Source organism: Methylobacterium sp. WL7 (assembly GCF_008040085.1).
Classification (GTDB): domain Bacteria; phylum Pseudomonadota; class Alphaproteobacteria; order Rhizobiales; family Beijerinckiaceae; genus Methylobacterium; species Methylobacterium mesophilicum.
On sequence record NZ_VRVG01000011.1, the window covers coordinates 33,596 to 55,186 of the forward strand.

Below are 21,591 nucleotides of genomic sequence, written 5' to 3' on the forward strand. Positions count from 1 at the left end.
CCGCTCAGGCTACCGCAGAACTGTCCGACGATATAGTCCGGCCGAAACGCGATATTATGGAATGAAACGGGTTACGTTGGCAGTTAATTAAAAGATCGTGCTTTAGATTAACAAGTAATTTGCGAAATTTTAGATGTCGGTATTTTCGGTTTACGCCGTTCTGACTGCTCTTCGCAGAACGTTGGACTGGTCGAGGCATGCCGAGGAAGAGTTCCGCCGCGCCCGCGACCGGCGCAAGCCGGTGGATCGGCAAGAGGCTGCCCGCAGGGCTGCAACGTGCGCTAGGGACCATGGGTGTGGACGACGGGCGCTGTCAGGCTGCTGGTCGGGGGCGTTGCGACGCAAAAAGCATCTGGTGCGGACGGCGGGACTCGAACCCGCACGGCCTTGCGGCCGCAAGATTTTAAGTCTCGTGCGTCTACCGGTTCCGCCACGTCCGCATGGGCCCCTCGGTAGCCGCGACGGGGCACGCGATCAAGCCGGGGGCGTCCAGCTGTACAGCCAGGCGTAGCGGTCGCGCATGCCGTCGGGGCCGAGGCGGGCCATGACGGCGTTGCGGGCGAGGCCCACGAGGCCGCCGGCGTGGTAGGTCCGGCCGTTGGCGCGGGCGGCCTTCTGCACCCGCCGCACCCGGGCGGTGCGGTCCGTGGCGTAAGCCGCGAGCGCCGCCGGGACGTCCGCGTGGTCGGTGAGCGAGCGCGTCAGCACGGCGGCGTCTTCGATCGCGAGGGCCGCGCCCTGTGCCAGGTAGGGCAGGACCGGATGGGCGGCGTCCCCGATCAGCGCGACCCGGCCGGAGGCCAGCGGGCGGGCCACGGTCCGGTCGGCGAGTGACCAGACCAGCCAGGAATCGGGCAGGCCCAGAAGGTCGCGCAGCGGTCCGGCGCAGCCACGGAAATGGGCGCGCAGCACGGCGGGCTCGCCGAGGCGGCCCCAATCCTCGTCGCCCACCGCCTCGGGCACCACCGCCACGACGTTGAGGAAGCGTCCGCTCCGCACCGGATAGTGGACGACGTGCCGGCCGCGGCCGAGCCACAGGCCGGTGGCCGGGCCCTGCAGCGGCTCCGGCACCGCCTCGCTCGGGATCAGGGCGCGCCATGCGGCCGCGCGGCCCGGCCGGATCGGGGCCGCGTCGAGATGGCCGCGCAGGCGGGAGCGCAGGCCGTCGGCGCCGATGACGAGGTCGAACGGCAAGGCCTGCGTGCCGCCGCTGCTGCTCTCGGCGGTCAGGACCGCGCCGGCATCGGTCTCGGCCAGCCCGGTGATGGCGCGGCCCATCATCAGGCGGATCGCCGGGCGGCTGCGCAGGGCGTCGAGCAGCAGCGTCTGCAGGTCGGCCCGGTGGATCACGTAATAGGGCGCACCGAAGCGCTGCTGCGCCGGCCCGCCGAGGCTGACGCCGCCGATCCTCCGGCCGCTGTCGAGGGCGCGGACCTCGACCGCCGGCGGCTCGCTCGCGGCCCTGCGCAGCGCTGCAGAGAGGCCGAGGTCGGCCAGCACCCGGCTGGCGTTCGGGGAGATCTGTATCCCGGCCCCGACTTCGCTGAAGCCGGTGCGGCGCTCGATCACCGTGACGGAATGCCCGGCATCCGACAGCGCCAGGGCGGCGGTCAGACCGCCGATCCCGGCCCCGACGATCCCGATTTCCAAGGGCGTTCGACTGTCCGTGGGCAATGTGGGGTGTGCTACTCCGCGGCGACCGAGGCCGTGTCGTGCCAGACGCAGGCCTGCGGATCCGCCTCGTCGGCCTTGAGGCCGGCGCGGTAGCGATAGAGCGTCGAGCAGTACTGGCAGATGATCTCGGTGTCGGCGCCCATGTCGAGGAACACGTGCGGGTGATCGAACGGCGGCAGCGCGCCGATGCACATGAATTCCTTCACCCCGACAGCGACCACCGGGACGCCCGGCTCGTTGTGGAAGTGCGGTACCGCCTTGCCTGCCATACGGCCCTCGCCTGCCCCAGACCCGTCCACGGGGCGAATCTGCCCGGGCATCCCCGGGCGCCATGATCCCGCTTATGCCGCCAGCCCCGCGGCCCGCGCAAGCCTCCCCCGCCGCGCGTCCGCGCGCCGTTCCGCGCATGCGGCTTGGCCTGCCGCGCCCCGCGCCGTACATATGAGGGACACCCGTCCTCCGACGCCGCAAAAAGTCTCGACGATGCAACAGGAACAGGCCACCGCGCAGGGTACGCGCCGGGCGCCGGAGCCGCCGATCCACGGCCCGGAGGGATTCGAGGGCATGCGCCGGGCCGGGCGCCTGACGGCCGAGGCCCTGGATGTCCTGATGGAGGCGACCCAGCCCGGCGTCACCACCGAGGACCTCGACAAGCTCGCCTACACCTTCGCCATGGATCACGGCGCCTATCCGGCCTCGCTGCTCTATCGCGGCTATCCGAAGTCGATCTGCACCTCGATCAATCACGTGGTCTGCCACGGCATCCCGAACGACAAGCCCCTGCGCGAGGGCGACATCGTCAACCTGGATTGCTGCCTGATCCTCGATGGCTGGCACGGCGATTCAAGCCGGATGGCCTATGTCGGCGAGGTTCCCCGCAAGGCGCAGCGCCTGTGCGAGATCACCTACGAGGCGCTGATGCGCGGCGTCGCGGCCGTGAAGCCGGGCGGATCGACCAACGATATCGGCCGGGCGATCCAGACGTTCGCCGAGAGCGAGCGCTGCTCGGTGGTGCGCGACTTCTGCGGCCACGGGCTCGGGCGGATCTACCACGACGCCCCGACGATCCTGCACTACGTCGAGGCCAGCTACGACGTGCCCCTGAAGCCCGGCCAGTTCTTCACGATCGAGCCGATGATCAATCTCGGCCGCCCGGCCGTGAAGGTCCTGGGCGACGGCTGGACCGCGGTGACCCGGGACCGCTCGCTCTCGGCCCAGTTCGAGCACACCGTGGCGGTGACCGAGACCGGCGTCGAGATCTTCACGGTCTCGCCGAAGGGGCTGCATCAGCCCGTCAACCCGGCGGCCTGACCGGCCATGGCGGCGGGCGACGGAGCGGCCGGGCTGTTCCCCGACAGCGCCGCGCCCGTCGCCAAGGAGCCACCGCCGCATTTCCACGGCCACCGCGACCGCCTGCGGGAGAAGTTCGCGGTAGCCGGGGCCGAGGCGCTGCCGGACTACGAGCTGCTGGAGCTTGTCCTGTTCCGGGCGATCCCCCGGCGGGACGTGAAGCCCCTGGCCAAGGCCCTGGTCGCCCGGTTCGGCAGCTTCGCCGAGGTCCTGAGTGCCGAGCCGGCCCGTCTGATGGAGGTCGAGGGCGTGAGCGCCGGGGTTGCGGCCGACCTCAAGCTGATCGAGGCCGCGGGACGGCGGCTCGCCCGCGGCGCACTGCGCGAGCGCGAACTGCTCAATTCCTGGAGCGCGCTGAGCGAGTATCTGCGGGCCACCATGGCGTTCGCGGCACGCGAGGAGTTCCGCATCCTGTTCCTCGACAAGCGCAATCACTTGATCGCCGACGAGGTCCAGGGCCGCGGCACGGTCGATCACACGCCGGTCTATCCCCGGGAGGTCGCCCGCCGGGCCCTGGAACTCTCGGCGACCGCGATCATCCTGGCCCACAACCATCCCTCGGGCGACCCGGCCCCGTCGGCGGCCGACGTGGCGATGACCCGCGAGATCGTCTCGATCCTGGCACCCCTTAAAATTGTGGTGCACGACCATGTCATCCTCGGTCGAAACGGACATGCCAGCCTGAAAGGCCTCAAGCTGTTCTGATCTTCCGGCCGACTTGAGCGTTGGTGCCCGCGCGTATAGCCCTGCTGGGTGGCGCGTCTCTTGCCTCAAGAGCGGGAGCGTTAGGGAGAATCGGAATGGCGTTGACGGCCTTCGACGAGATGAACGGGATCGGCAACGGCGCCGCCGACCCGGCCGCCGTCCGCGACGCCTATGGCAAGCTGAAGACCTGGCTCGAGACCACGCCGCCCGAGCATTTCAACACCCGCCGCAGCCAGGCCGAGCTGCTGTTCCGCCGGATCGGCATCACCTTCGCGGTCTACGGCGACAACGAATCGACCGAGCGGCTGATCCCGTTCGATATCATCCCGCGGGTGATCACCAAGCCGGAGTGGGATTTCCTCGAGCGCGGGCTGAAGCAGCGGGTGACCGCGATCAACCTGTTCCTGAAGGACGTCTACGGCGCGCAGGAATGCATCAAGGCCGGCATCATCCCGGCCGACCTCGTCTACCGCAACGCCCATTACCGGATGGAGATGCGCTCGTTCCGGGTACCGCACGACCTGTACGTCCACGTGGCCGGCATCGACATCGTCCGCACCGGCGAGAAGGACTTCTTCGTCCTGGAGGACAACGCCCGGATCCCGTCCGGCGTGTCCTACATGCTGGAGAACCGGGAGGTGATGCTGCGGCTGTTCCCGGACCTGTTCTCCAAGCACCGGGTCGCGCCGGTCGAGAACTACCCGGACGCCCTGCTGGCGACCTTGCGCAGCCTCGCACCGGGCTCCACCACGCGCGACCCGACGGTGGTGCTGCTGACCCCCGGCCGCTACAACTCGGCCTTCTACGAGCACTCGTTCCTGGCCGACAAGCTCGGCGTCGAGCTGGTGGAGGCGTCCGACCTCTTCACCAAGGACGACGTGGTCTACATGCGCACCACCGAGGGGCCGCGCCGGGTGGACGTCATCTATCGCCGCCTCGACGACGACTTCCTGGATCCCCTGGTGTTCCGTCCCGATTCGGTCCTCGGCGTGCCGGGCCTGATGAACGCGTACGAGCGCGGCTCCGTGACCCTGGCCAACGCCGTCGGCACCGGCATCTCGGACGACAAGGCCGTCTACAGCTACATGCCGGAGATCGTGAAGTTCTTCACCGGCGAGGAGCCGATCCTGCACAACGTGCCGACCTATCGCTGCCGCGAGAAGGAGTCCTTCGCCTACGTGATGGACAACCTGTCCGAGCTGGTGGTGAAGGAGGTCAACGGCTCGGGCGGCTACGGCATGCTGGTCGGGCCGCATGCGAGCAAGCGCGAGATCGAGGATTTCGCCAAGAAGCTCAAGCATGCCCCGGACGGCTTCATCGCCCAGCCGACCCTCTCGCTCTCGACCTGCCCGACCTTCGTGGCCTCCGGAGTCGCCCCGCGCCACGTCGACCTGCGGCCCTTCGTGCTCAACGGCGCGGACCAGATCCGCATCGTGCCCGGGGGGCTGACCCGCGTCGCGCTGAAAGAGGGGTCCCTGGTCGTCAATTCCAGCCAGGGCGGTGGTACGAAGGACACCTGGGTGCTCGACGCTTAAAGGTTCAACGCCTCACCCATCCAGACGCGCCGCCTGCCGCCGAGCCGATCCGAGTTCGCACACCATGCTCTCCAGGACTGCCGACAACCTCTTCTGGCTCTCGCGTTACGTGGAGCGCGCCGACTTCGTCGCGCGCATCCTCGACGCGGCGCACCGGCTCGCCTCGCTGCCGAGCAGCTACGGCGGCGGCGAGACCAACGAGTGGGAATCCGCCCTCGCCTCGGCGGGCGACCCGGACCTGTTCAAGCCGCATTACAGCGTCGTCAATGCCGACACGGTCTGCGACTTCCTGGCCTTCAGCCCGCACAATCCCTCGTCGATCCGCTCCTGCATCGAATCGGCCCGCGAGAACGCCCGCTCGGTGCGCACCGCGCTCACCACCGAGATGTGGGACGCGATCAACGGCGCCTGGCTGGAGCTGCGCAACTACGCCGGCAAGGAACTCAGCCGCGACGAGTTCAGCCGCTTCCTCGACTGGGTGAAGACCGTCTCGCTGACCTTCGACGGCTCGGCCTTCCGCACCATGCTGCGCAACGACGCGTTCTGGTTCACCCGCCTCGGCACGGCGATCGAGCGGGCCGACAACACTGCCCGCATCCTCGACGTGAAGTACCAGATCCTCCTGCCGCAGAACGAGACGGTCGGCGGCAGCCTCGACTACTTCCAGTGGACCACGATCCTGCGCGAAGTCTCGGCCTTCAACGCCTATCACTGGGTCTATCGCGAGAGCGTCAAGCCGCTGCTGGTGGCGGACCTCCTGATGCTGAACAAGCAGATGCCGCGATCCTTCGCCAATTGCTACGGCGTGATCGTCGAGTATCTCGATCTCGTCGCCGACGCCTACGGTCGCCGCGGCCCGAGCCAGCGCCTGGCCGGAAACATGCTGGCCAAGCTCGACAGCGAGGATATCGACCGCGTGTTCAACTCCGGGCTCCACGAGTTCGTCGAGGCGTTCATCGCGGAGAACAACAAGGTGGGCGAAGCCATCGCGAAGCAGTATCTGGTCGGGTAGCGGATCGTCCCGGAGGTCGGATCCGGGACGATCCGCCGAGCGTATGACGAAGCATCGTCGTCGCCCGAACGCCGGCACCACCCGTTCGGGTTGATGCAATCGGAAAGACAGACAGGCCCGGCGCATGCGCATCCGCGTGGTCCACGAGACCATCTACACCTACGAGCACCCGGCCCGCGGCCTCGTCCAGGTCATGCGCCTGACGCCGCGGGACCATGACGGGCAATATGTCCGCACCTGGCGGATCGACACCTCCATCGACGGGCGGCTGACCGCCCGCGAGGATGGATTCGGCAACATCGTCCACTGGTTCACCCCGGACGCGCCGGCCGACGCGCTGACCATCCGGGTCACCGGCTCGGTCGACACGGAGGATACCCACGGGGTGGTCCGCGGCACGGTCGAGCGCCTGCCTGACGAGTTCTACCTGCGGGACACGGATCTCTGCACGACCAGCGCGGAGCTGCAGGTCTTCGCCGAGCGGGTCGCCACCGACGGCGACAGCAAGCCGCTCGCGCTCCTGCACCGCCTGCGCGACGCCGTTCCTCAGACGGTGGTCTACGAGCCGGGGCCGGCCGCCAACGGCGTGCCCGCCGCCACGGCGTTCGCCGCCGGCAAGGGCATCTGCCAGGATTTGACCCACGTCTTCATCGCCGCCGCCCGCCATCTCGGCATCCCGGCCCGCTACGTCGCGGGGTACCGCGCGCGCGGCGACGGCCAGGCCGATGTCGAGGCGCCGCACGGCTGGGCCGAGGCGTTGGTGCCGGATCTGGGTTGGGTGGCGTTCGACGCCTGCTACCAGGACACCCCGTCCGACGGCACCATCCGGGTCGCCACCGGGCTGGACTACCTGGGCGCGGCGCCGATCCGCGGCAGCCGCACCGGAGGCGGGACCGAGACACTGGACGTCAAGCTCCGCGTCGAGCAAGGCAGGGACGCCGCACAATCCTGATTCTGCGCCCGATTCCCTGGAAGACGGGCCGCCGGCTCGACGGGAGCCGGAAGCCCACCCCGCGAGAGCCCGAGATCCATGACCTATTGCGTCGGTGTCCTCGTCGAGGAGGGGCTCGTGATGGTCGCCGACACCCGCACCAATGCGGGGCTCGACGACATCTCGACCTACCGTAAGCTCCACCACTTCAACGTGCCGGGCGAGCGGGTGATGATGCTGGCTTCGGCCGGCAACCTGTCGATCACCCAGTCGGTCCTGAGCCTGCTTCAGGAGGGTGTGCCCAGCGACGACGGCGAGCCGCCGCAGAAGCTGATCGAGGCGCCCACGATGTTCCAGGCGGCGCAGCTCATCGGGCGCGCCATCCGGCGGGTGCGGGCGATCGAGCGGGACGGGTTCGAGGCGGCCAGCATCCGGTTCTCGATCTCGCTGCTGTTCGGCGGCCAGATCGCCGGCGAGGGCATGCGGCTGTTCCTGATCTACTCGGCCGGCAACTTCATCGAGTGCAGCACCGACGCGCCCTTCCTCCAGATCGGCGAGCACAAATATGGCAAGCCGATCCTCGACCGGGCGGTGAAGTTCGAGAGCGACCTCTACGACGCCCTGAAAGTGAGCCTCGTCTCGATGGATTCGACCATGCGGTCGAACCTCGGCGTCGGCCTGCCGATCGACATCGCGGTCGCCCGCCGCAACGGCCTCGACCTCGAGGTGAACCATCGGATCGAGGCCGGTGAGGGTTATTTCCACGACCTGCGCGAGCGCTGGTCGGCCGCGCTCCGGGCCGCGCACCGGGCGATCCCGCGCCCGCCCTACGGCCCGACGGCCAAATAGGGCCGGCCCGGAAAGGTCAGGTGGCCGGCTCGATGGCCCGGTCCGCGCTCCTGACCACGGCGCGCGTGTAATCCTCCCACAAAGCCGCGTAGAGCGGCACGGTTCGCAGCAGGTCGTCGTGCCGCCCGTCGCCGAGCAGGCGGCCGTCGTCGAGGACCAGGATCCGGTCGGCCTTGCGCGCCGCGGCGAGATGGTGGGTGACGAGGATCAGCAGCCGCTCGCGGCCCCAGGCCGTGAGGTTGCGCTCCAGCGCGAGGGCGGCTTCCGGGTCCAGGAAGGCGGTCGGCTCGTCGAGGAGCGCCACCGGCGGGTTGCGGATCACCGCACGGGCGATCGACAGGCGCTGGCGCTGGCCGCCCGACAGGGTCCGGCCGCCCTCGCCGAGGGACGTCTCGAGACCCTCGGGCAGGGTCTCGACGAGTCCGCGCAGCCCGGCGAAGTCCAGGGCCGCGTCGAAGGCCGCCGCATCCGGGCGTTGCGCGGCGAGGTTTTCGCGCACGCTGCCGGAGAACAGCATCGTATCCTGATCCACGGTGCCGATCCGGCCGCGCAGCCATCGGGGATCGTAGTCTCGCAGATCGGCGCCGCCGATCTCGACCCGGCCGCTATAGTCGCGCTGCAGGCCGAGCAGGATGCGCAGCAGGGTCGACTTGCCCGAGCCGTTGCGTCCGACGATGGCCACGATGCCGCGCTCGGGTAGGGTCGCCGTGAGATCCCGCAGCGCCGGCCGCGCCGCCCCCGGATAGGTCAACGAGACGCCGTCGAGGCGGATGCCGCCGGGGCCGATCCGGCGCAGCGGCGGATGGCGGCCGGCCCGCTCGCGGGGCATGCCGAGGAAGCCGCCGATCTCGCGGATCGCGACGTTCACCTCCTGGGCCATGCGCAGGATGTCGGCGCTGCCGAGAAGCGGGCCGGTGATGCGGGCCGCGACCACCTGGATCGCCAGGAACTCGCCGACCGTCAGGTGGCCGCCATAGATCCGCCAGCAGCCCACGCCGATGACCAGCAGCGTCATCGCCCGCGAGACCGCCTGGGACCGCAGCCCGTAGCGCCGCTGCAGGTCCATGACGCCGCTCAGTTCGGCAAGCGTGCTGTCCGTCACCGTATTCCAGCGCCGCATCCGCCCGGCTTCCAGGGCGAGCGCCTTCACGGTGGCCAGGCCGTTGACGCTCTCCGCCAGGGTGCCGTCCCGGACGCTGATCGACTGGTAATAGGCCTTTGCGGATTTCCAGATGCCGCTGATCTGGTTGCTGGCGATCACGACGATCAGCGGCGCCGCCACCGCGAGCGTCGCCCCGACCGCGACGTCGTAGTAGAGGACCAGGCCGAAGGCGACGAGCGCGCCGCCGGCATCGATCACCGTGTTCGGGATCTGATGCAGGACGAAGTCCCGGATCTTCGTGATCTGCTGGAAGTGGTTCAGGACCTCGCCGGACTTGAAGCCGGCACCGTCGATCCGCACCCGCAGCAGGTGGGCGAAGACGCGGCGGGAGATCCGGCGGTCGAGGAAGACCGCCAGCGCGATGGTCAGGCGCCCCCGGAACGCGGTGAGCCCGACCTCGGCGGCGATCGACAGGAGCGCGAGCAGCGCCAGCCCGAGCAGGTGCAGGTCGGCCTGCCCGGCCACGATCGCATCGACGATGCGCTGGGTGGCGACCGGAAAGACCAGCCCGGCGCCGTATCCCGCCGCGATCGCGATCAGAAGCCGGGTCACCTGTCCCCGGCGCAACGCAAGCGAACGGCCGAGCCAGCGCCAGCCAAAGGACGATCGGTCTCCCGCAACACCACCCCCGCGCTCCGAATCGGGCGCGGAGTGAGGCATACATTCGCGGCGCTGGCGACCGCTCCGCGGCGGTCCACCCGGAGACGCCGTCCGCGTGCGCCCGACGGGGGTTACGGCTCGCACCCCTCCCAGGCCGCCAGGATGCGACGGGCGGCGGCTGCGGGCTCGGCGGCGTGCATCAGCGCGCCCATCACGGCGACCCCGGCCGCGCCCGCATCCCGGCAGAGGGGGATGCGCTCCGGCGTGACGCCGCCGAGGGCGACGATCGGCAGGCCGGCGCGACGGGCCGCCGCGATGCCTTCCGGACCGAGGGCCGGGCCGTAGCCGGGCTTGCTGGCGGTGGGGAAGACGGGGCTCAGGGTGACATAGTCGGCGCCGGCCCTGGCGGCCGCCTCGACCTCCACGGGTGCGTGGGCCGAGATCCCGATCAGCGCATCCGGCCCGAGGGCCGCGCGGGCCGCCGAGACCCAGTCCGGCCCGGTGCCGCCGCCGAGATGCACGCCGTCCGCCCCGAGCGCCCGGGCCAGGGCGATGTCGCCGCCGACCGTCAGGAACCCGCCCGCCGCGCGGAGCCTCGCGGCGATGCCGGCGCCGAGGCTGCGGCGCGCTTCCGGGTCGAGGTCGCGGTCGCGGAACCAGACCCAGCGGACGCCGCCGTCGAGCGCCGCCTGCACGGTGTCGGCCAGGGGCCGGGCGTGGCCGTGCCGGTCCGTCACAGCCAGCAGCCGCGACGGCAGGGGTCTCACGAGCCGACGAGGCCGAGTTGCGGGCTCGACGGATCGGCCCGGCCGCGGCGGGGGATGCGGCCGGCGCAATAGGCATCGCGCCCGGCCTCGACCGCGCGGCCCATGGCCCGGGCCATCCGCACCGGGTCGTCGGCCTTGGCGATGGCGGTGTTGATCAGGCAGGCCGCCGCCCCGAGTTCCATGGCGATGACCGCGTCCGAGGCGGTGCCGATGCCGGCATCGACGATCACCGGTACGCGCGCACGGCGGCAGATCAGCTCGATATTGGCCGGGTTGGCGACCCCCATGCCGGAGCCGATCAGCGAGCCCATCGGCATGATCGCGGCGCAGCCGAGATCCTCGAGGCGCTGGCAGACGACCGGATCGTCGTTGCAATAGGGCAGGACCACGAATCCTTCGTCCACCAGGTGGCGGCACGCCTCGATCAGCTCGGCCACGTCGGGATAGAGGGTCTCTCGGTCGCCGATCACCTCGACCTTGATCCAGTTGGTGTCCAGCGCCTCGCGGGCGAGCTCGGCGGTCATGATCGCGTCGCGGGCGGTCTCGCAGCCGGCGGTGTTAGGCAGGAAGCGCTTGCCCTTGAGGATCCGCACGGTGTCCGAGCCGTGGCCCTGGAGTGAGACCCGGCGGATCGAGGCGGTGACGACCTCGGCCCCCGACACCGCGACCGCGTCGCGCATGATCGCCTGCGTCGGGTAGCTGGCGGTGCCGATGAACAGCCGCGAGGACAGCTCCACGCCTGCGATGGTGAAGCGGTCCGCCTCGGTCTCGGGGCGCAGCGGCGTGACGGTGTGGTCCATGGTCAACCTCCCTGCATGGCGCGGACGATCTCGACCCGGTCGCCCTCGGCGACCGGCGTCTCGTCCCAGTCCCGGCGGCGCAGCACGCGGCCGTTCAGCGCGATGGCGATGCCCTGCGGGCTCTCGATGCCGGTCTCGTCGGCTTCGGCCCGGAACAGGGCCGCGATGGTTTCGACCGCGAGATCCCGCATCTCTCCGTTCACCAGAAGCTTCATGCCGAGGCCCTCCTGGGTTCGGGTCGGTGGAAGCGCGCCCGGGTGAACGGCTTGGCGATCTCGGGAAGTGCGCCGCGTGTGACGAGTTCGGCCACCGCGTCGGCGGTCACGGGGGCGAGCAGGTAGCCGTTGCGGTGATGGCCGGTGGCGACGACGAGGCCCGGCGCCAGCGTGTCGATGATCGGCGCGTCGTCGTCCGAGGTCGGGCGGTAGCCGCCCCACACGGCCTCGACCTCCATCTCCTCGACGCCGGGCAATACCCGGCGCGCACCCTCCAGCAGGGCGTAGAGGCCGCCGGCGGTGATGCCCGACCGGAAGCCGCAATCCTCCACGGTGGCTCCGACGATCAGCTGGCCGTCGCTCTTGGGCGCCATGTGGACCTGTTCGGTCCAGATCATCCGGCTGAGCGTGCCGGTGCGCGCGGTGGTGCGCAGGGCCATCGACTGGCCCTTGAGCGGCCTCACCGGCAGGGCGAGGGTTTCGGGCAGCAGGCCGCCCTCCCCGCTCCACGCGCCGGAGGCCAGCACGACGGTATCGGCCGTCACGGACCCTTCGCCGGCCCGGATGCCGGTGACGCTGCCGCCGGACCAGTCGAGCCCAGCCACGGCCGTGCCCTCGACGAGCGTCACGCCGGCACGTCGGCAGGCCTCGGCCAGCGCCGCCATCACGAGGCGGGGATCGACCTGGTGATCCGACGGGCAATGGACGCCTGCGGTGACGGAGGGGCGCAGGGCCGGCTCCAGCCGCCGCACCTCGGTACCCGGCAGCCACGCGGCATCGAGGCCCGAGCGGCGCTGCAGGTCGTAGCGGAAGCGCAGGCGCTCGACCTCGTCGCGGCCGATGGCGACCACCACGGTGCCGTCCGCGCGGTAATCGATCGGCAGCCCGGTCTCGACTTCGAGGGCGTCGCGGAATCCCGGCCAGAGCCGGAGGGATTCGAGGGCGAGCGGCAGCAACGGATCGGAGCCAGGCTCGTGCTCGGCGGCCGGGGCCAGCATGCCGGTGGCGGCCAGGCTCGCGCCTGCGCCGATCGTGTTGCGCTCGACGACGACCACCGAGCGGCCGGCGCGTGCGAGCCGCCAGGCGATCGACAGGCCGATCAACCCGCCGCCGACGATGGCGACATCGGCACGCGCCGGCAGCGAGGCCTGCGCGGCGAGGCCGGCCGGGAGGCGGCGGCGTCCGATCGGTGAAACGGGGCGGTCAAAAGCCAAAGTCATCTCCGCGGATTTCCGTCGCGAAGATCGGGCCGTGTGCTTCGGTGAGAAGCGGTGGCCTGCCATTGAGGCGGCCGCGGTCCAATCCCTACGCCGGTATGAGCCGGATCAGGTTCAAAGGATTTCCGCGCCGCAGGTCCGGGTGGACGTGCCAGCGGTTTCTCAGCCCCTTGCCGGGGATCTCCCTGGAACAACGATAGATCTGGTCGCGCGGGCCCCGCGGGTCAAGCCCGATACCGTGAGCCGGGGTCTGGGATGCAACATTCTTGGAGGCGCAGTAACCGATCGGATCTCCGGTCCAAGGCCTACCGCTGAATCGCGTCGCTTGCCGATTGAGCGATATGCGCCACGCTCGATCATTGAAGGCGTCGGCAGCACGAACGCGCATGCCGACATGTCTGCGCCAGCGATTCCCAGATTTTTTATTTTTTGGATGTCCAATCAGCAATGTTCAATGAAATTTCCACAAATATTAGTCGTATATTTTGAACATAATTCTAGTCGAACCGCCATTAATTATGCGATTTACCTAATAAACATCAAAAAAACGATTTGATGCGGGGTGTCAGATTGGTTGACGAGGAGGTTTGCTCTATTAAAAGACGCAGCACGATTAGAGGCGGTGTAACGGAATTTTCTTTGGGTGCATAGGCATGAATAGTTTTGGTCAAAAAATTTGCCTTTCCATGATCGTCAATAATGAGGCTCACGTTATTCGCAGGTGTCTTGATTCTGTGAGGCCGATTATTGACCATTGGGTCATTGTCGATACCGGCTCGACGGATGGAACACAGGATGTCATCCGGGCAGCGATGGCAGACATGCCCGGTACGCTTGTAGAGAGACCCTGGGTCGATTTCGCCTTCAACCGCACCGAGGCTTTAAAATTAGCGCGCCCGCACGCCGCCTATAGTTTGATCATCGATGCCGACGATCAATTGATAATTCCCAATGATTTCTCGATGCCGAAGCTCATTGCGGCAGGGTACATGCTGACGATTTTGGATGAAAATACAGAATACTGGCGTATACAACTGGTTAAAAATAACAAAAACTGGCGCTATCGAGGCGTCGTGCATGAATTTCTGGAGTGTCAAAAGGGCCCGCCAACACCCAAGCTGCCCCTTGCCATGCGTCGCGGCGACGATGGAGCACGTCATCGCGATCGGTCGTCGGAACGACGAGATTTGGCGGTTCTGGAAAGAGCGTTAGCTGCTGAAAAAGACTCATTCATGATCGCGCGATACACGTTCTATCTCGCGCGATCTTATCGCGATGTCGGCGAAGATCTCAAGGCGCTGGATTGTTATCTGAAGCGAAGCAGCCTTGGGTATTGGAAGGAAGAAGTATACATCAGTTTATTGAACGCTGCCTGGCTCATGGAGAAATTGGATGAGCCCGCGGAAAAAGTCTTGAAGCTGTACGATCGCATGATTCCCGTCTGTCCGGCACGGGCTGAGGCACGCCACAGCGCTAGCCAATACTGTAGGCGCAAGGAGAAGTTTGCGGCGGGATACCGGTATGCGGAGTCCGGACTGTCCCTAAAGGCGCCAAAAGAAGGCATCGCAATAATGCCCTGGATTTACGATTTCGGATTGCTGGAAGAATTTTCCATTCACGCGTATCACACGGCGCAACACAAGGCCTGCGCGGCGGCATGCCTGAAAATACTCGACCTGCCGGGAGTTCCAGACGAGGTTCTCACCCGGACCGCAGCCTTGGCAAACGCAGTTCTGGTCAAGATGGCCGAGTCGGTGCCCGGATCGGGATAATTCCAGCACGGGTCCACGATCTTTCGATTATGGAGAGCCTAAAAGCTGGGGCAGTCGGAAAAATATCCGCGTCACTCGGCTAAGCACAGAGCTTTTACACGGCGATCATGTGATTATTACGTATGGGGAGAGTTTATCAGTCCTGTGAAATTTTGCGAAAACTCTCAGCTCGGCGCGCGCGGCCGCAAGAACTTCGGGCGGAACACCGCCATCGGCTCCCGGAAGCCGTCGAGGACGTGCTCGCCCAGCGGGATCGGATCGCCCCAGAGGAAGTCCACGAACGGCTTCGACATCAGCAGTGGCTCGCCGAGCTGGCGGTTCAGCCGGGCGATCCGGCTGGCGAGGTTCACGTCGCGGCCGATGACCGTGAAGTCGAGCCGGGAGCCCGAGCCGACATTGCCGTAGGCGGCCTCGCCGTGGTGGAGCGCGATTCCCGCCGCCACCGGCACCGAGAACTGATGCAGGGCGTTGGCCTCGTCGAGGGCCGCCAGCGCGTTCTGGGCTGCAGTGAGCGCCCCCTTGGCGGCGCCGCCAAGGTCGTCTCCGGATTCCCGGAAGATCGCCAGCAAGCCATCGCCCAGATACTTCAGGACCTCGCCGCCTTCGCGCTCGATCGGCGGCACCAGGCAGTCGAAGAACACGTTGAGCAGCCCGACTGCCTCCTCGGGGGTCATGTCGGCCGAGGTGCGGGTGTAGTCGCGCATGTCGGCGAACAGGATCGCCGAGCGGATCCGCGTCACCTGTCCGCGGCGGATGTCGCCGGCCAGGATCGCCCGGTGCGGCTCGTCGCCGACGTAGAGCCGCAGCACGTGGTCGAGCTGTTTGTTGAGGACGCGCATCTCGGCCACGGCCGCGAGCGCCGGCATGACGAAGCGGAGGATCGCGATGTCGTCCTCGCCGAACCCGTCGGGCGCCTTCGTGGCAAAGGTGATGCCGTTCTTGGTGCCGTTGGTGAAGAACAGCGGCGCCACGACGTAGTGGGTGTAGCCGCCGGCCTTCAGGTCCGGGATGATCGCGTAGGCGTCGTCCGGCGTCTCAGCGATGTCGAGGATCAGCCATTCGCCGGTCTCGTGGACCGTGTGGAACGGGCTGTTGAGATAGGCCTCCTGCGAGCGGCCCCCGTGCGGGAACAGCCGCACGCTGGTGCCGCCGTCCCGGGTCCAGACCCGGCCGACGCCGGCATATTCCGAGTGCAGGGTGTCGATCGCCGTGGAGGCCCGGTCCACCGGCACGCCGATGGCGATCAGCCGCTCGGCGAGGCCGGAGAGCATGTCCTCGGCCTTCTGCAGCCGCGCGCCCTCGCCCAGCAGCCAGTCGCGGATGCCCACCGAGGGCTGGAGCGCGCCGAAGGGCACGTCGTCGGCTTCGGAGCCGTCCGCGAAGGCCGTCGGCAATCCGGGCGTTGGCGGGCGGCGTTCGAGCATGGCGCCAAGGTGGGGACCGCGCAGCCGCCTGGCAACGCGGTCGGAGGAGAGGCGCCGCGGTGGGCCGCGACGGGGGCTCAGTTGTCCAGGAAGCTCCGGAGCTTCCGGCTACGCGACGGGTGCTTCAGCTTGCGCAGCGCCTTGGCCTCGATCTGCCGGATGCGCTCGCGGGTCACCGAGAACTGCTGGCCGACCTCCTCAAGGGTGTGGTCGGTGTTCATGCCGATGCCGAAGCGCATGCGCAGCACGCGCTCCTCGCGCGGGGTCAGCGACGCCAGCACCCGGGTCGTGGTCTCGCGCAGGTTCGACTGGATCGCCGCGTCGATCGGCAGGACGACGTTCTTGTCCTCGATGAAGTCGCCGAGGTGGCTGTCCTCCTCGTCGCCGATGGGCGTCTCGAGGGAGATCGGCTCCTTGGCGATCTTCAGGACTTTCCGCACCTTCTCCAGCGGCATCGCCAGCTTCTCGGCCAGCTCCTCCGGAGTCGGCTCGCGGCCGATCTCGTGCAGCATCTGACGCGAGGTCCGGACGATCTTGTTGATCGTCTCGATCATGTGCACCGGGATGCGGATCGTGCGGGCCTGGTCGGCGATCGAGCGGGTGATCGCCTGCCGGATCCACCAGGTGGCGTAGGTCGAGAACTTGTAGCCGCGGCGGTACTCGAACTTGTCGACCGCCTTCATCAGGCCGATGTTGCCCTCCTGGATCAGGTCCAGGAACTGCAGGCCGCGGTTCGTGTACTTCTTGGCGATCGAGATCACGAGGCGCAGGTTCGCCTCGATCATCTCCTTCTTGGCCTGCCGGGCCTCGCGCTCGCCCTTCTGGACCATGTTGACGATGCGGCGGTACTCGCCGATCTCCAGGCCGGTCTCGGAGGCGAGGTCCAGGATCTGGGCGCGCAGCTCCGTCACCTGCTTCGAGCCGCGCTCGACCAGGTTCTTCCAGCCCTTGCCGCCCAGCGTGCCGACCCGCTCCATCCAGTTCGGATCGAGTTCGTAGCCCTGGTAGTGGCGCAGGAACTCGTCCCGGGCCACGCCATGGCTCTCCGCGTAGCGCATCAGCCGGCCCTCGTGGCCGATCAGCTGCTTGTTGATCGAGTAGAGCTGGCCGACCAGGGCCTCGATGCGGTTGTTGTTGAGCGACAGCGACTTCACGTCGGCGACGACGCTGTCCTTCAGCTCGATCTGCTTCTGGTTCTGGGCCGGGCTGTTCTTCTCGCCGGCGGCCTTGCGGTCGGCGCCCTCGGTCTGGAACTTGCGCAGCTTGCGGTAGTTCGCGGCGATCGCGTCGAAGGTCTCGAGGACCCGCGGCTTGATCTCCGCTTCCATGGCGGCGAGCGAGACGTTGTTCTCGAGGTCGTCCTCGTCGTCGCCGCCCTCCGGGGGCGCGGGCGGCTCGGCCTCCTCGGCGCTCTCCTCGCTCTCGCCCTCGGCGATCTGCGGCGCGTTCTTGCCGTCCGGGCCGGCGTAGGTCGCCTCGAGATCGATGATGTCGCGCAGGAGGACCTTGCCCTCCACGAGCTCGTCCCGCCAGATGATGATGGCCTGGAAGGTCAGCGGGCTCTCGCAGAGGCCCGCGATCATTGCCTCGCGGCCGGCCTCGATGCGCTTGGCGATCGCGATCTCGCCCTCGCGGGACAGGAGCTCCACCGAGCCCATCTCGCGCAGGTACATCCGCACCGGATCGTCGGTGCGGTCGGTCGGCTCCTTGGTGGTCGTGGCGACGGTGACGGCGCGCGTCGGCGCGACCTCGGCCACCTCGCCACCCTCGGATTCCTCCTCCTCGCCGTCGGCGCCGTTCGCCGTCTTCTCGGTGGTTGCGGCCTCGTCGGTCTCCTCGGCCTCGACCACGTTGATGCCCATCTCGGACAGCTGCGAGAGCACGTCCTCGAGCTGATCAGGATCGGACTGGCCCTCGGGCAGGACCTCGTTGACCTCTTCGTAGGTCACGTAGCCGCGCTTCTTGGCGAGCTTGACCATCCGCTTGACCGAAGCATCCGTCAGGTCGAGGAGCGGCCCGTCGGTCTGCTGCTCGGGGGCAGCGTCCGTCTCGTCCCGTTCCGTTGCCTTCGTCGCCATGATCAGCCTATTGTTTCGGGTGCGGTGCGCTGCGGGGGCCTGACTAAGGCCGCTCCACGCCGTCGGCGCCGCGATACTTGCGAGTGGCCCCGGATTGCTCCGGACGCCTTGAGTCGTCGGGTTCCGTATGCAAGCCCGAGGCTTGACCGATTGTTAACTAACGCGGGGTTCGGCCCGTCGCCACCGCCATCGCACGGCCGTCATGCGGCGGTCGAGTCGTTCGACACCGGCTTGTCGGCTTCAGCCTCGGCGGCGATGACGGTCTCCAGCCTCGCCTTGACTTCGCAGAGCCATGCCCACCCGGCATCGGTCGGATCGTCCTCAAACGCCTGCCGTGCTTCGCGAAGTTCGCTATGTAGCGCGCCAGCCTGCCGGTGCAAGATCATCGCCTGTCTAAGAGCGTCCGCGCGCTGCTGCGGATCGGCGTGCGGGGACAGCGTAATCCGGTCCCGGGAGCGGGCCAGCGCCAGAATCCGCTCCGCCGCCTCTCCGAGGCTGGCCCGTGTGATGCGGATTTGCAACAGGTCCGCGTTCGTTTGTCCATCCTCTGCGGCACAGGCGACCAGGACCGACAGGAGCGCCCGGGCGTCGGGGTGCTCGAAGTCGAGTTCCGAGACCTCGTCGCCGAACTCGCCGAGCATCTCCGGGTGCACCAGCAGCGTGCCGGCGATCACCGCCTCGCGCACCGGCGCCGCCCCGGAGAAGCCCGCCGAGGCGGTCATCGAGGCGCTGGGGCTGCCGGTGATGCGCGGCGAGACCGGCTCGCCCGGCCGGACGAAGCGGCGGCCCTGCCCCTTCGGGCCTGGCCCGGGCCCGCCGGAACGGGCGTTCCGGGGCGACAGGCTGCGCAGCCGCTCCTCGATGTCGTCGCGGTAGTAGCGCTTGACGGTCTCGTCGCGGATCGTGGCGACGGTGGCCCGCAGCGTCTGCGTCAGCCCGGCCCGGCGCTCGGGCGTATCGGCCGGCCCCGATTCAAGCGCCCGGCGCCAGAGCAGTTCCGACAGGGGCAAAGCAGCCTGCAGCACCTGGTCGATCGCCCCGGGACCGCCCGAGCGCAGCAGGTCGTCGGGATCCTGACCGCCCGGCAGCAGGGCGATCCGCAGCGAACGGCCGGGTTCCAGGGCCGGCAGGGCGATGTCGAGCGCCCGGAAGGCCGCCCGCTGCCCGGCCTTGTCGCCGTCGAAGCACAGGATCGGCTCGTCGGCATGGCGCCAGAGCAGAGCCAGCTGCTCCTCGGTGAGTGCAGTGCCCAGCGGCGCCACGGTCTCGGGATGGCCGGCCAGCGTCATGGCGATGACGTCGACATAGCCCTCGACCGCGATGATCGAGCTGCGCTCGTGGGAGGCTTTGCGGGCACCGTGGAGGTTGTAGAGCGTCCGGCCCTTGTGGAAGAGCGGCGTCTCGGGCGAATTCAGGTACTTGGCGCGCACCTCCTTGGAGAGCGCCCGCCCCCCGAAGGCGACGACCCGGCCGCGGGTATCGGTGATCGGGAACATCACCCGGTCGCGGAAATAATCGTACGGGACCGAGACATCCTCGCCGCCGGCGAGCAGGCCCAACTCGACCATCAGCGCCTTGTCGACCCCCTGCCCGGCCAGGTGGTCGCGGAGGGCGTAGCGTTCGTTCGGCGCGTAGCCGAGCCGGAAGGCTCGCTGCGTCTCGTCCTTGAGCCCCCGGCGTTCGAGATAGGCCCGCGCCTCGCTGCCCGGCCCGGCCCGCAGGCGGTCCTCGAACCACCGCGCGGCCATCTCCATGACCTCGATCGCCCCGGCGCGCTGCTTCTCGGCGACGCGGGTATCTTCCGTGGGCGCCGGCAGGCTCACGCCGGCCTCGCTCGCCAGCCGCTCCACGGCCTCGGGAAAGCTCAAGCCCTCCGTTTCCATCAGGAACGTGAAGATGTCGCCGTGCTTGGACGACGAGAAGCAATGATAGAACTGCTTCTGATCGTTGACGTAGAAGGACGGCGTCTTCTCGGCGTTGAACGGCGACAGGCCGCGCCACTCGCGGCCGGCCTTCTTCAACTGCACCCGCCGCCCGACCACGGCGGAGGCCGGCAGCCGGGCGCGGATCTCTTCCAGGATGTGGGGCGGATAGCGCACGGGGCCTGCGGATCGACTGCCTGACCGCCGAGTATAGAGCGCCCGGGCGGTCCGAGTCCCGCCCGGTCATTCGGCAGTTCGGCCGGGCGGGGATTGTGGGGAGAAATGTCGCCGCTCGATCATACCGATCTGCCTCAGTGGGATCGCTTCCCTCCGGCGGAAACGTATATACAATCGTATCGACGACGGTTCGATTCTTGGCTACGATGATGCCGACAGCCGGGTTCGCTTGGGACGAGCGCAAGCGAGTCGTGAACTTCGAAAAGCACGGCATCGATTTCCGCGATGCCGCCGGCATTTTCGACGGTCCGCATCTGACGGTCGAAACGATCCGGAACGGCGAAACGCGGAAGGCGAGCCTGGGTCGAGTCGCTCACTCGGTCATCGCAGTGGTTGGACCGATCGGGCGGGCGTCGTGCGGATCATCTCGGCAAGAGCTGCGAGGCGACATGAGAGACAAGCCTACACGGCGCGCTTCGGACACTGATCGCGCGGCCGGCCAGACGGACTGGGACCGAATCGCTACCCTCGGCGACGCCGAGATCGCTGCCGCCGTGGCGGATGATCCCGATGCTGCGCCTCTCGATATCGACTGGTCGCGCGCCGAGGTCGTGATGCCGCCGCGCAAGGTTCCCGTCTCGATCCGGCTGGACACCGACGTGCTCGATTATTTCAAGCACGAGGGTGCCGGCTACCAGAGCCGGATCAACGCGGTGCTGCGCAGCTACATGGCCGCACGGATCGCCCGAGGGAGCGACGACTGAGCCTCAGCCCTTCGCTGCCAGCGCGGCCTTCACCAGCCCGCTCGCCTTGCCGAAATCCATCCGGCCCGCGAAGGTGCCCTTCAGGGCGGCGATGACCCGGCCCATGTCCTTCTGGCCCGCGGCGCCGGTCTCGAGGATCGCGGCGTCGACCGCCGCCTTCATCTCGGCCTCGTCCATCTGCTTGGGCAGGAACGCCTCGATGATCGCGATCTCGGAGCGCTCGTTGGCGGCGAGTTCCGGACGTCCGCCCTGCTCGTAGACCGTAGCCGATTCGGTGCGCTGCTTGATCATCTTCTGGAGCAGCGACAGGATCTCCTCGTCGGAGGCGGGCTCCTTGCCGAGGCCGCGGGCCTCGATGTCCTTGTCCTTGAGGGCGGCCTGGATCATCCGCACGGTGGCGAGCTTGTCCTTGTCGCCGGCCTTCATGGCCTCCTTCATCTCGGTGGTGAGGCGGGCGCGCAGCATCTCGATGAACCTTTTGACGGGAGAAACGGGGGGCTGGCCTGCACTTTGCGGGTGTTGAGCCTCGTCGGCCGCACGGCCACATTGACCCCATCGCGGGCCGCTCGCTAAGAGCGCCGCACACGATCATGCCGCCAGCCGAGCGTACCGCATCGCGGTGCCTGCCTTCGGCCGG

General features: G+C 68.3%; 20 protein-coding genes, 1 tRNA gene and 1 riboswitch. Of the genes, 9 read left to right on the forward strand and 12 right to left on the reverse strand.

Annotated elements, in window-relative coordinates:
* Positions 1-353 precede the first annotated feature (353 nt).
* The 3 genes from FV233_RS05305 to FV233_RS05315 all read right to left on the reverse strand — a co-directional run bounded on the left by FV233_RS05305 (position 354) and on the right by FV233_RS05315 (position 1,943).
* A tRNA-Leu gene (locus FV233_RS05305) sits at positions 354-440 on the reverse strand.
* Between the two features lie 34 nt (positions 441-474).
* Positions 475-1,674, reverse strand: coding sequence for an FAD-dependent monooxygenase (locus tag FV233_RS05310; RefSeq protein ID WP_147896851.1), 1,200 nt, complete (start codon positions 1,672-1,674; stop codon positions 475-477).
* An 11-nt stretch (positions 1,675-1,685) separates the two neighbouring features.
* On the reverse strand, positions 1,686-1,943 hold the full coding sequence (locus FV233_RS05315) for a zinc-finger domain-containing protein (RefSeq protein WP_147896852.1): 258 nt from the start codon (positions 1,941-1,943) through the stop codon (positions 1,686-1,688).
* Between the two features lie 214 nt (positions 1,944-2,157).
* Between FV233_RS05315 and map the strand changes: the two genes are divergently transcribed.
* The 6 genes from map (at position 2,158) to FV233_RS05345 (ending at position 8,056) form a co-directional block, all read left to right on the forward strand.
* The gene (map, locus tag FV233_RS05320) at positions 2,158-2,985 is read left to right on the forward strand and encodes a type I methionyl aminopeptidase (protein ID WP_147855655.1); all 828 of its coding nucleotides are present in this window, start codon (positions 2,158-2,160) and stop codon (positions 2,983-2,985) included.
* A gap of 6 nt (positions 2,986-2,991) precedes the next feature.
* Positions 2,992-3,729 carry a DNA repair protein RadC gene (radC, locus tag FV233_RS05325; protein ID WP_147896853.1) on the forward strand — a complete coding sequence of 246 codons (738 nt, stop codon included), beginning with the start codon at positions 2,992-2,994 and terminating at the stop codon, positions 3,727-3,729.
* 95 nt (positions 3,730-3,824) lie between these two features.
* Complete coding sequence (locus tag FV233_RS05330; RefSeq protein WP_147855653.1) at positions 3,825-5,264, forward strand: circularly permuted type 2 ATP-grasp protein; 1,440 nt, start codon at positions 3,825-3,827, stop codon at positions 5,262-5,264.
* A 64-nt stretch (positions 5,265-5,328) separates the two neighbouring features.
* Positions 5,329-6,276 (forward strand): alpha-E domain-containing protein, encoded by a 948-nt coding sequence (locus FV233_RS05335; protein ID WP_147855652.1) that lies wholly within the window; start codon positions 5,329-5,331, stop codon positions 6,274-6,276.
* 124 nt (positions 6,277-6,400) lie between these two features.
* A complete protein-coding gene (locus FV233_RS05340) occupies positions 6,401-7,228 on the forward strand; it encodes a transglutaminase family protein (RefSeq protein WP_147855651.1) in 828 nt (275 codons plus the stop codon).
* A 78-nt stretch (positions 7,229-7,306) separates the two neighbouring features.
* Positions 7,307-8,056 (forward strand): peptidase, encoded by a 750-nt coding sequence (locus FV233_RS05345; protein WP_147855650.1) that lies wholly within the window; start codon positions 7,307-7,309, stop codon positions 8,054-8,056.
* 16 nt (positions 8,057-8,072) lie between these two features.
* Here FV233_RS05345 and FV233_RS05350 read toward each other — a convergent pair whose 3' ends face one another.
* The 5 genes from FV233_RS05350 to thiO form a co-directional block, all read right to left on the reverse strand.
* The gene (locus tag FV233_RS05350; protein ID WP_187278055.1) at positions 8,073-9,770 is read right to left on the reverse strand and encodes an ATP-binding cassette domain-containing protein; all 1,698 of its coding nucleotides are present in this window, start codon (positions 9,768-9,770) and stop codon (positions 8,073-8,075) included.
* Between the two features lie 179 nt (positions 9,771-9,949).
* Entirely contained in the window at positions 9,950-10,585 is a 636-nt protein-coding gene (locus tag FV233_RS05355; RefSeq protein ID WP_147896855.1) for a thiamine phosphate synthase, read from the reverse strand.
* Positions 10,582-11,385, reverse strand: a complete 804-nt coding sequence (locus FV233_RS05360; protein WP_147896856.1) for a thiazole synthase — start codon at positions 11,383-11,385, stop codon at positions 10,582-10,584. The genes FV233_RS05355 and FV233_RS05360 overlap by 4 nt, the downstream gene beginning before the upstream one ends.
* A 2-nt stretch (positions 11,386-11,387) precedes the next feature.
* A complete protein-coding gene (gene thiS / locus FV233_RS05365; protein WP_147896857.1) occupies positions 11,388-11,600 on the reverse strand; it encodes a sulfur carrier protein ThiS in 213 nt (70 codons plus the stop codon).
* Positions 11,597-12,820 (reverse strand): glycine oxidase ThiO, encoded by a 1,224-nt coding sequence (thiO, locus tag FV233_RS05370; RefSeq protein WP_147896858.1) that lies wholly within the window; start codon positions 12,818-12,820, stop codon positions 11,597-11,599. Before thiO ends, thiS begins: the two co-directional genes overlap by 4 nt.
* A 64-nt stretch (positions 12,821-12,884) precedes the next feature.
* A riboswitch (TPP riboswitch) is annotated at positions 12,885-13,013 on the reverse strand.
* Between the two features lie 42 nt (positions 13,014-13,055).
* Here thiO and FV233_RS30175 point away from each other — a divergent pair.
* Together FV233_RS30175 and FV233_RS05375 are read left to right on the forward strand one after the other, a co-directional pair.
* Entirely contained in the window at positions 13,056-13,373 is a 318-nt protein-coding gene (locus FV233_RS30175) for a hypothetical protein (protein ID WP_187278056.1), read from the forward strand.
* 97 nt (positions 13,374-13,470) lie between these two features.
* A complete protein-coding gene (locus tag FV233_RS05375; protein WP_246689912.1) occupies positions 13,471-14,589 on the forward strand; it encodes a glycosyltransferase in 1,119 nt (372 codons plus the stop codon).
* Positions 14,590-14,753: 164 nt separating this feature from the next.
* Here the strand turns inward: FV233_RS05375 and FV233_RS05380 are convergent, their stop codons facing one another.
* The 3 genes from FV233_RS05380 to dnaG form a co-directional block, all read right to left on the reverse strand.
* Complete coding sequence (locus FV233_RS05380; protein ID WP_147855244.1) at positions 14,754-16,013, reverse strand: adenylate/guanylate cyclase domain-containing protein; 1,260 nt, start codon at positions 16,011-16,013, stop codon at positions 14,754-14,756.
* 77 nt (positions 16,014-16,090) lie between these two features.
* Positions 16,091-18,091 (reverse strand): RNA polymerase sigma factor RpoD, encoded by a 2,001-nt coding sequence (rpoD, locus tag FV233_RS05385; protein WP_147855245.1) that lies wholly within the window; start codon positions 18,089-18,091, stop codon positions 16,091-16,093.
* Positions 18,092-18,291: 200 nt separating this feature from the next.
* On the reverse strand, positions 18,292-20,190 hold the full coding sequence (gene dnaG / locus FV233_RS05390; protein WP_147896859.1) for a DNA primase: 1,899 nt from the start codon (positions 20,188-20,190) through the stop codon (positions 18,292-18,294).
* Positions 20,191-20,396: 206 nt separating this feature from the next.
* Here dnaG and FV233_RS31075 point away from each other — a divergent pair, with 206 nt between their 5' ends.
* Positions 20,397-20,954, forward strand: a complete 558-nt coding sequence (locus FV233_RS31075; protein WP_147896860.1) for a BrnA antitoxin family protein — start codon at positions 20,397-20,399, stop codon at positions 20,952-20,954.
* 3 nt (positions 20,955-20,957) lie between these two features.
* On the opposite strand, the gene FV233_RS05400 is transcribed toward FV233_RS31075, so the two are convergent.
* A complete protein-coding gene (locus FV233_RS05400; RefSeq protein WP_147854239.1) occupies positions 20,958-21,419 on the reverse strand; it encodes a GatB/YqeY domain-containing protein in 462 nt (153 codons plus the stop codon).
* Between the last annotated feature and the right edge of the window lie 172 nt (positions 21,420-21,591).

Bases quoted from the DNA above. Each gene is read 5' to 3' on its own strand.
- FV233_RS05315 (WP_147896852.1), bottom strand. From the start codon at position 1,943: ATGGCAGGCAAGGCGGTACCGCACTTCCACAACGAGCCGGGCGTCCCG.
- map (WP_147855655.1), top strand. From the start codon at position 2,158: ATGCAACAGGAACAGGCCACCGCGCAGGGTACGCGCCGGGCGCCGGAG.
- radC (WP_147896853.1), top strand. From the start codon at position 2,992: ATGGCGGCGGGCGACGGAGCGGCCGGGCTGTTCCCCGACAGCGCCGCG.
- FV233_RS05330 (WP_147855653.1), top strand. From the start codon at position 3,825: ATGGCGTTGACGGCCTTCGACGAGATGAACGGGATCGGCAACGGCGCC.
- FV233_RS05335 (WP_147855652.1), top strand. From the start codon at position 5,329: ATGCTCTCCAGGACTGCCGACAACCTCTTCTGGCTCTCGCGTTACGTG.
- FV233_RS05340 (WP_147855651.1), top strand. From the start codon at position 6,401: ATGCGCATCCGCGTGGTCCACGAGACCATCTACACCTACGAGCACCCG.
- FV233_RS05345 (WP_147855650.1), top strand. From the start codon at position 7,307: ATGACCTATTGCGTCGGTGTCCTCGTCGAGGAGGGGCTCGTGATGGTC.
- FV233_RS05360 (WP_147896856.1), bottom strand. From the start codon at position 11,385: ATGGACCACACCGTCACGCCGCTGCGCCCCGAGACCGAGGCGGACCGC.
- thiS (WP_147896857.1), bottom strand. From the start codon at position 11,600: ATGAAGCTTCTGGTGAACGGAGAGATGCGGGATCTCGCGGTCGAAACC.
- thiO (WP_147896858.1), bottom strand. From the start codon at position 12,820: ATGACTTTGGCTTTTGACCGCCCCGTTTCACCGATCGGACGCCGCCGC.
- FV233_RS05375 (WP_246689912.1), top strand. From the start codon at position 13,471: ATGAATAGTTTTGGTCAAAAAATTTGCCTTTCCATGATCGTCAATAAT.
- FV233_RS05380 (WP_147855244.1), bottom strand. From the start codon at position 16,013: ATGCTCGAACGCCGCCCGCCAACGCCCGGATTGCCGACGGCCTTCGCG.
- rpoD (WP_147855245.1), bottom strand. From the start codon at position 18,091: ATGGCGACGAAGGCAACGGAACGGGACGAGACGGACGCTGCCCCCGAG.
- FV233_RS31075 (WP_147896860.1), top strand. From the start codon at position 20,397: ATGATGCCGACAGCCGGGTTCGCTTGGGACGAGCGCAAGCGAGTCGTG.
- FV233_RS05400 (WP_147854239.1), bottom strand. From the start codon at position 21,419: ATGCTGCGCGCCCGCCTCACCACCGAGATGAAGGAGGCCATGAAGGCC.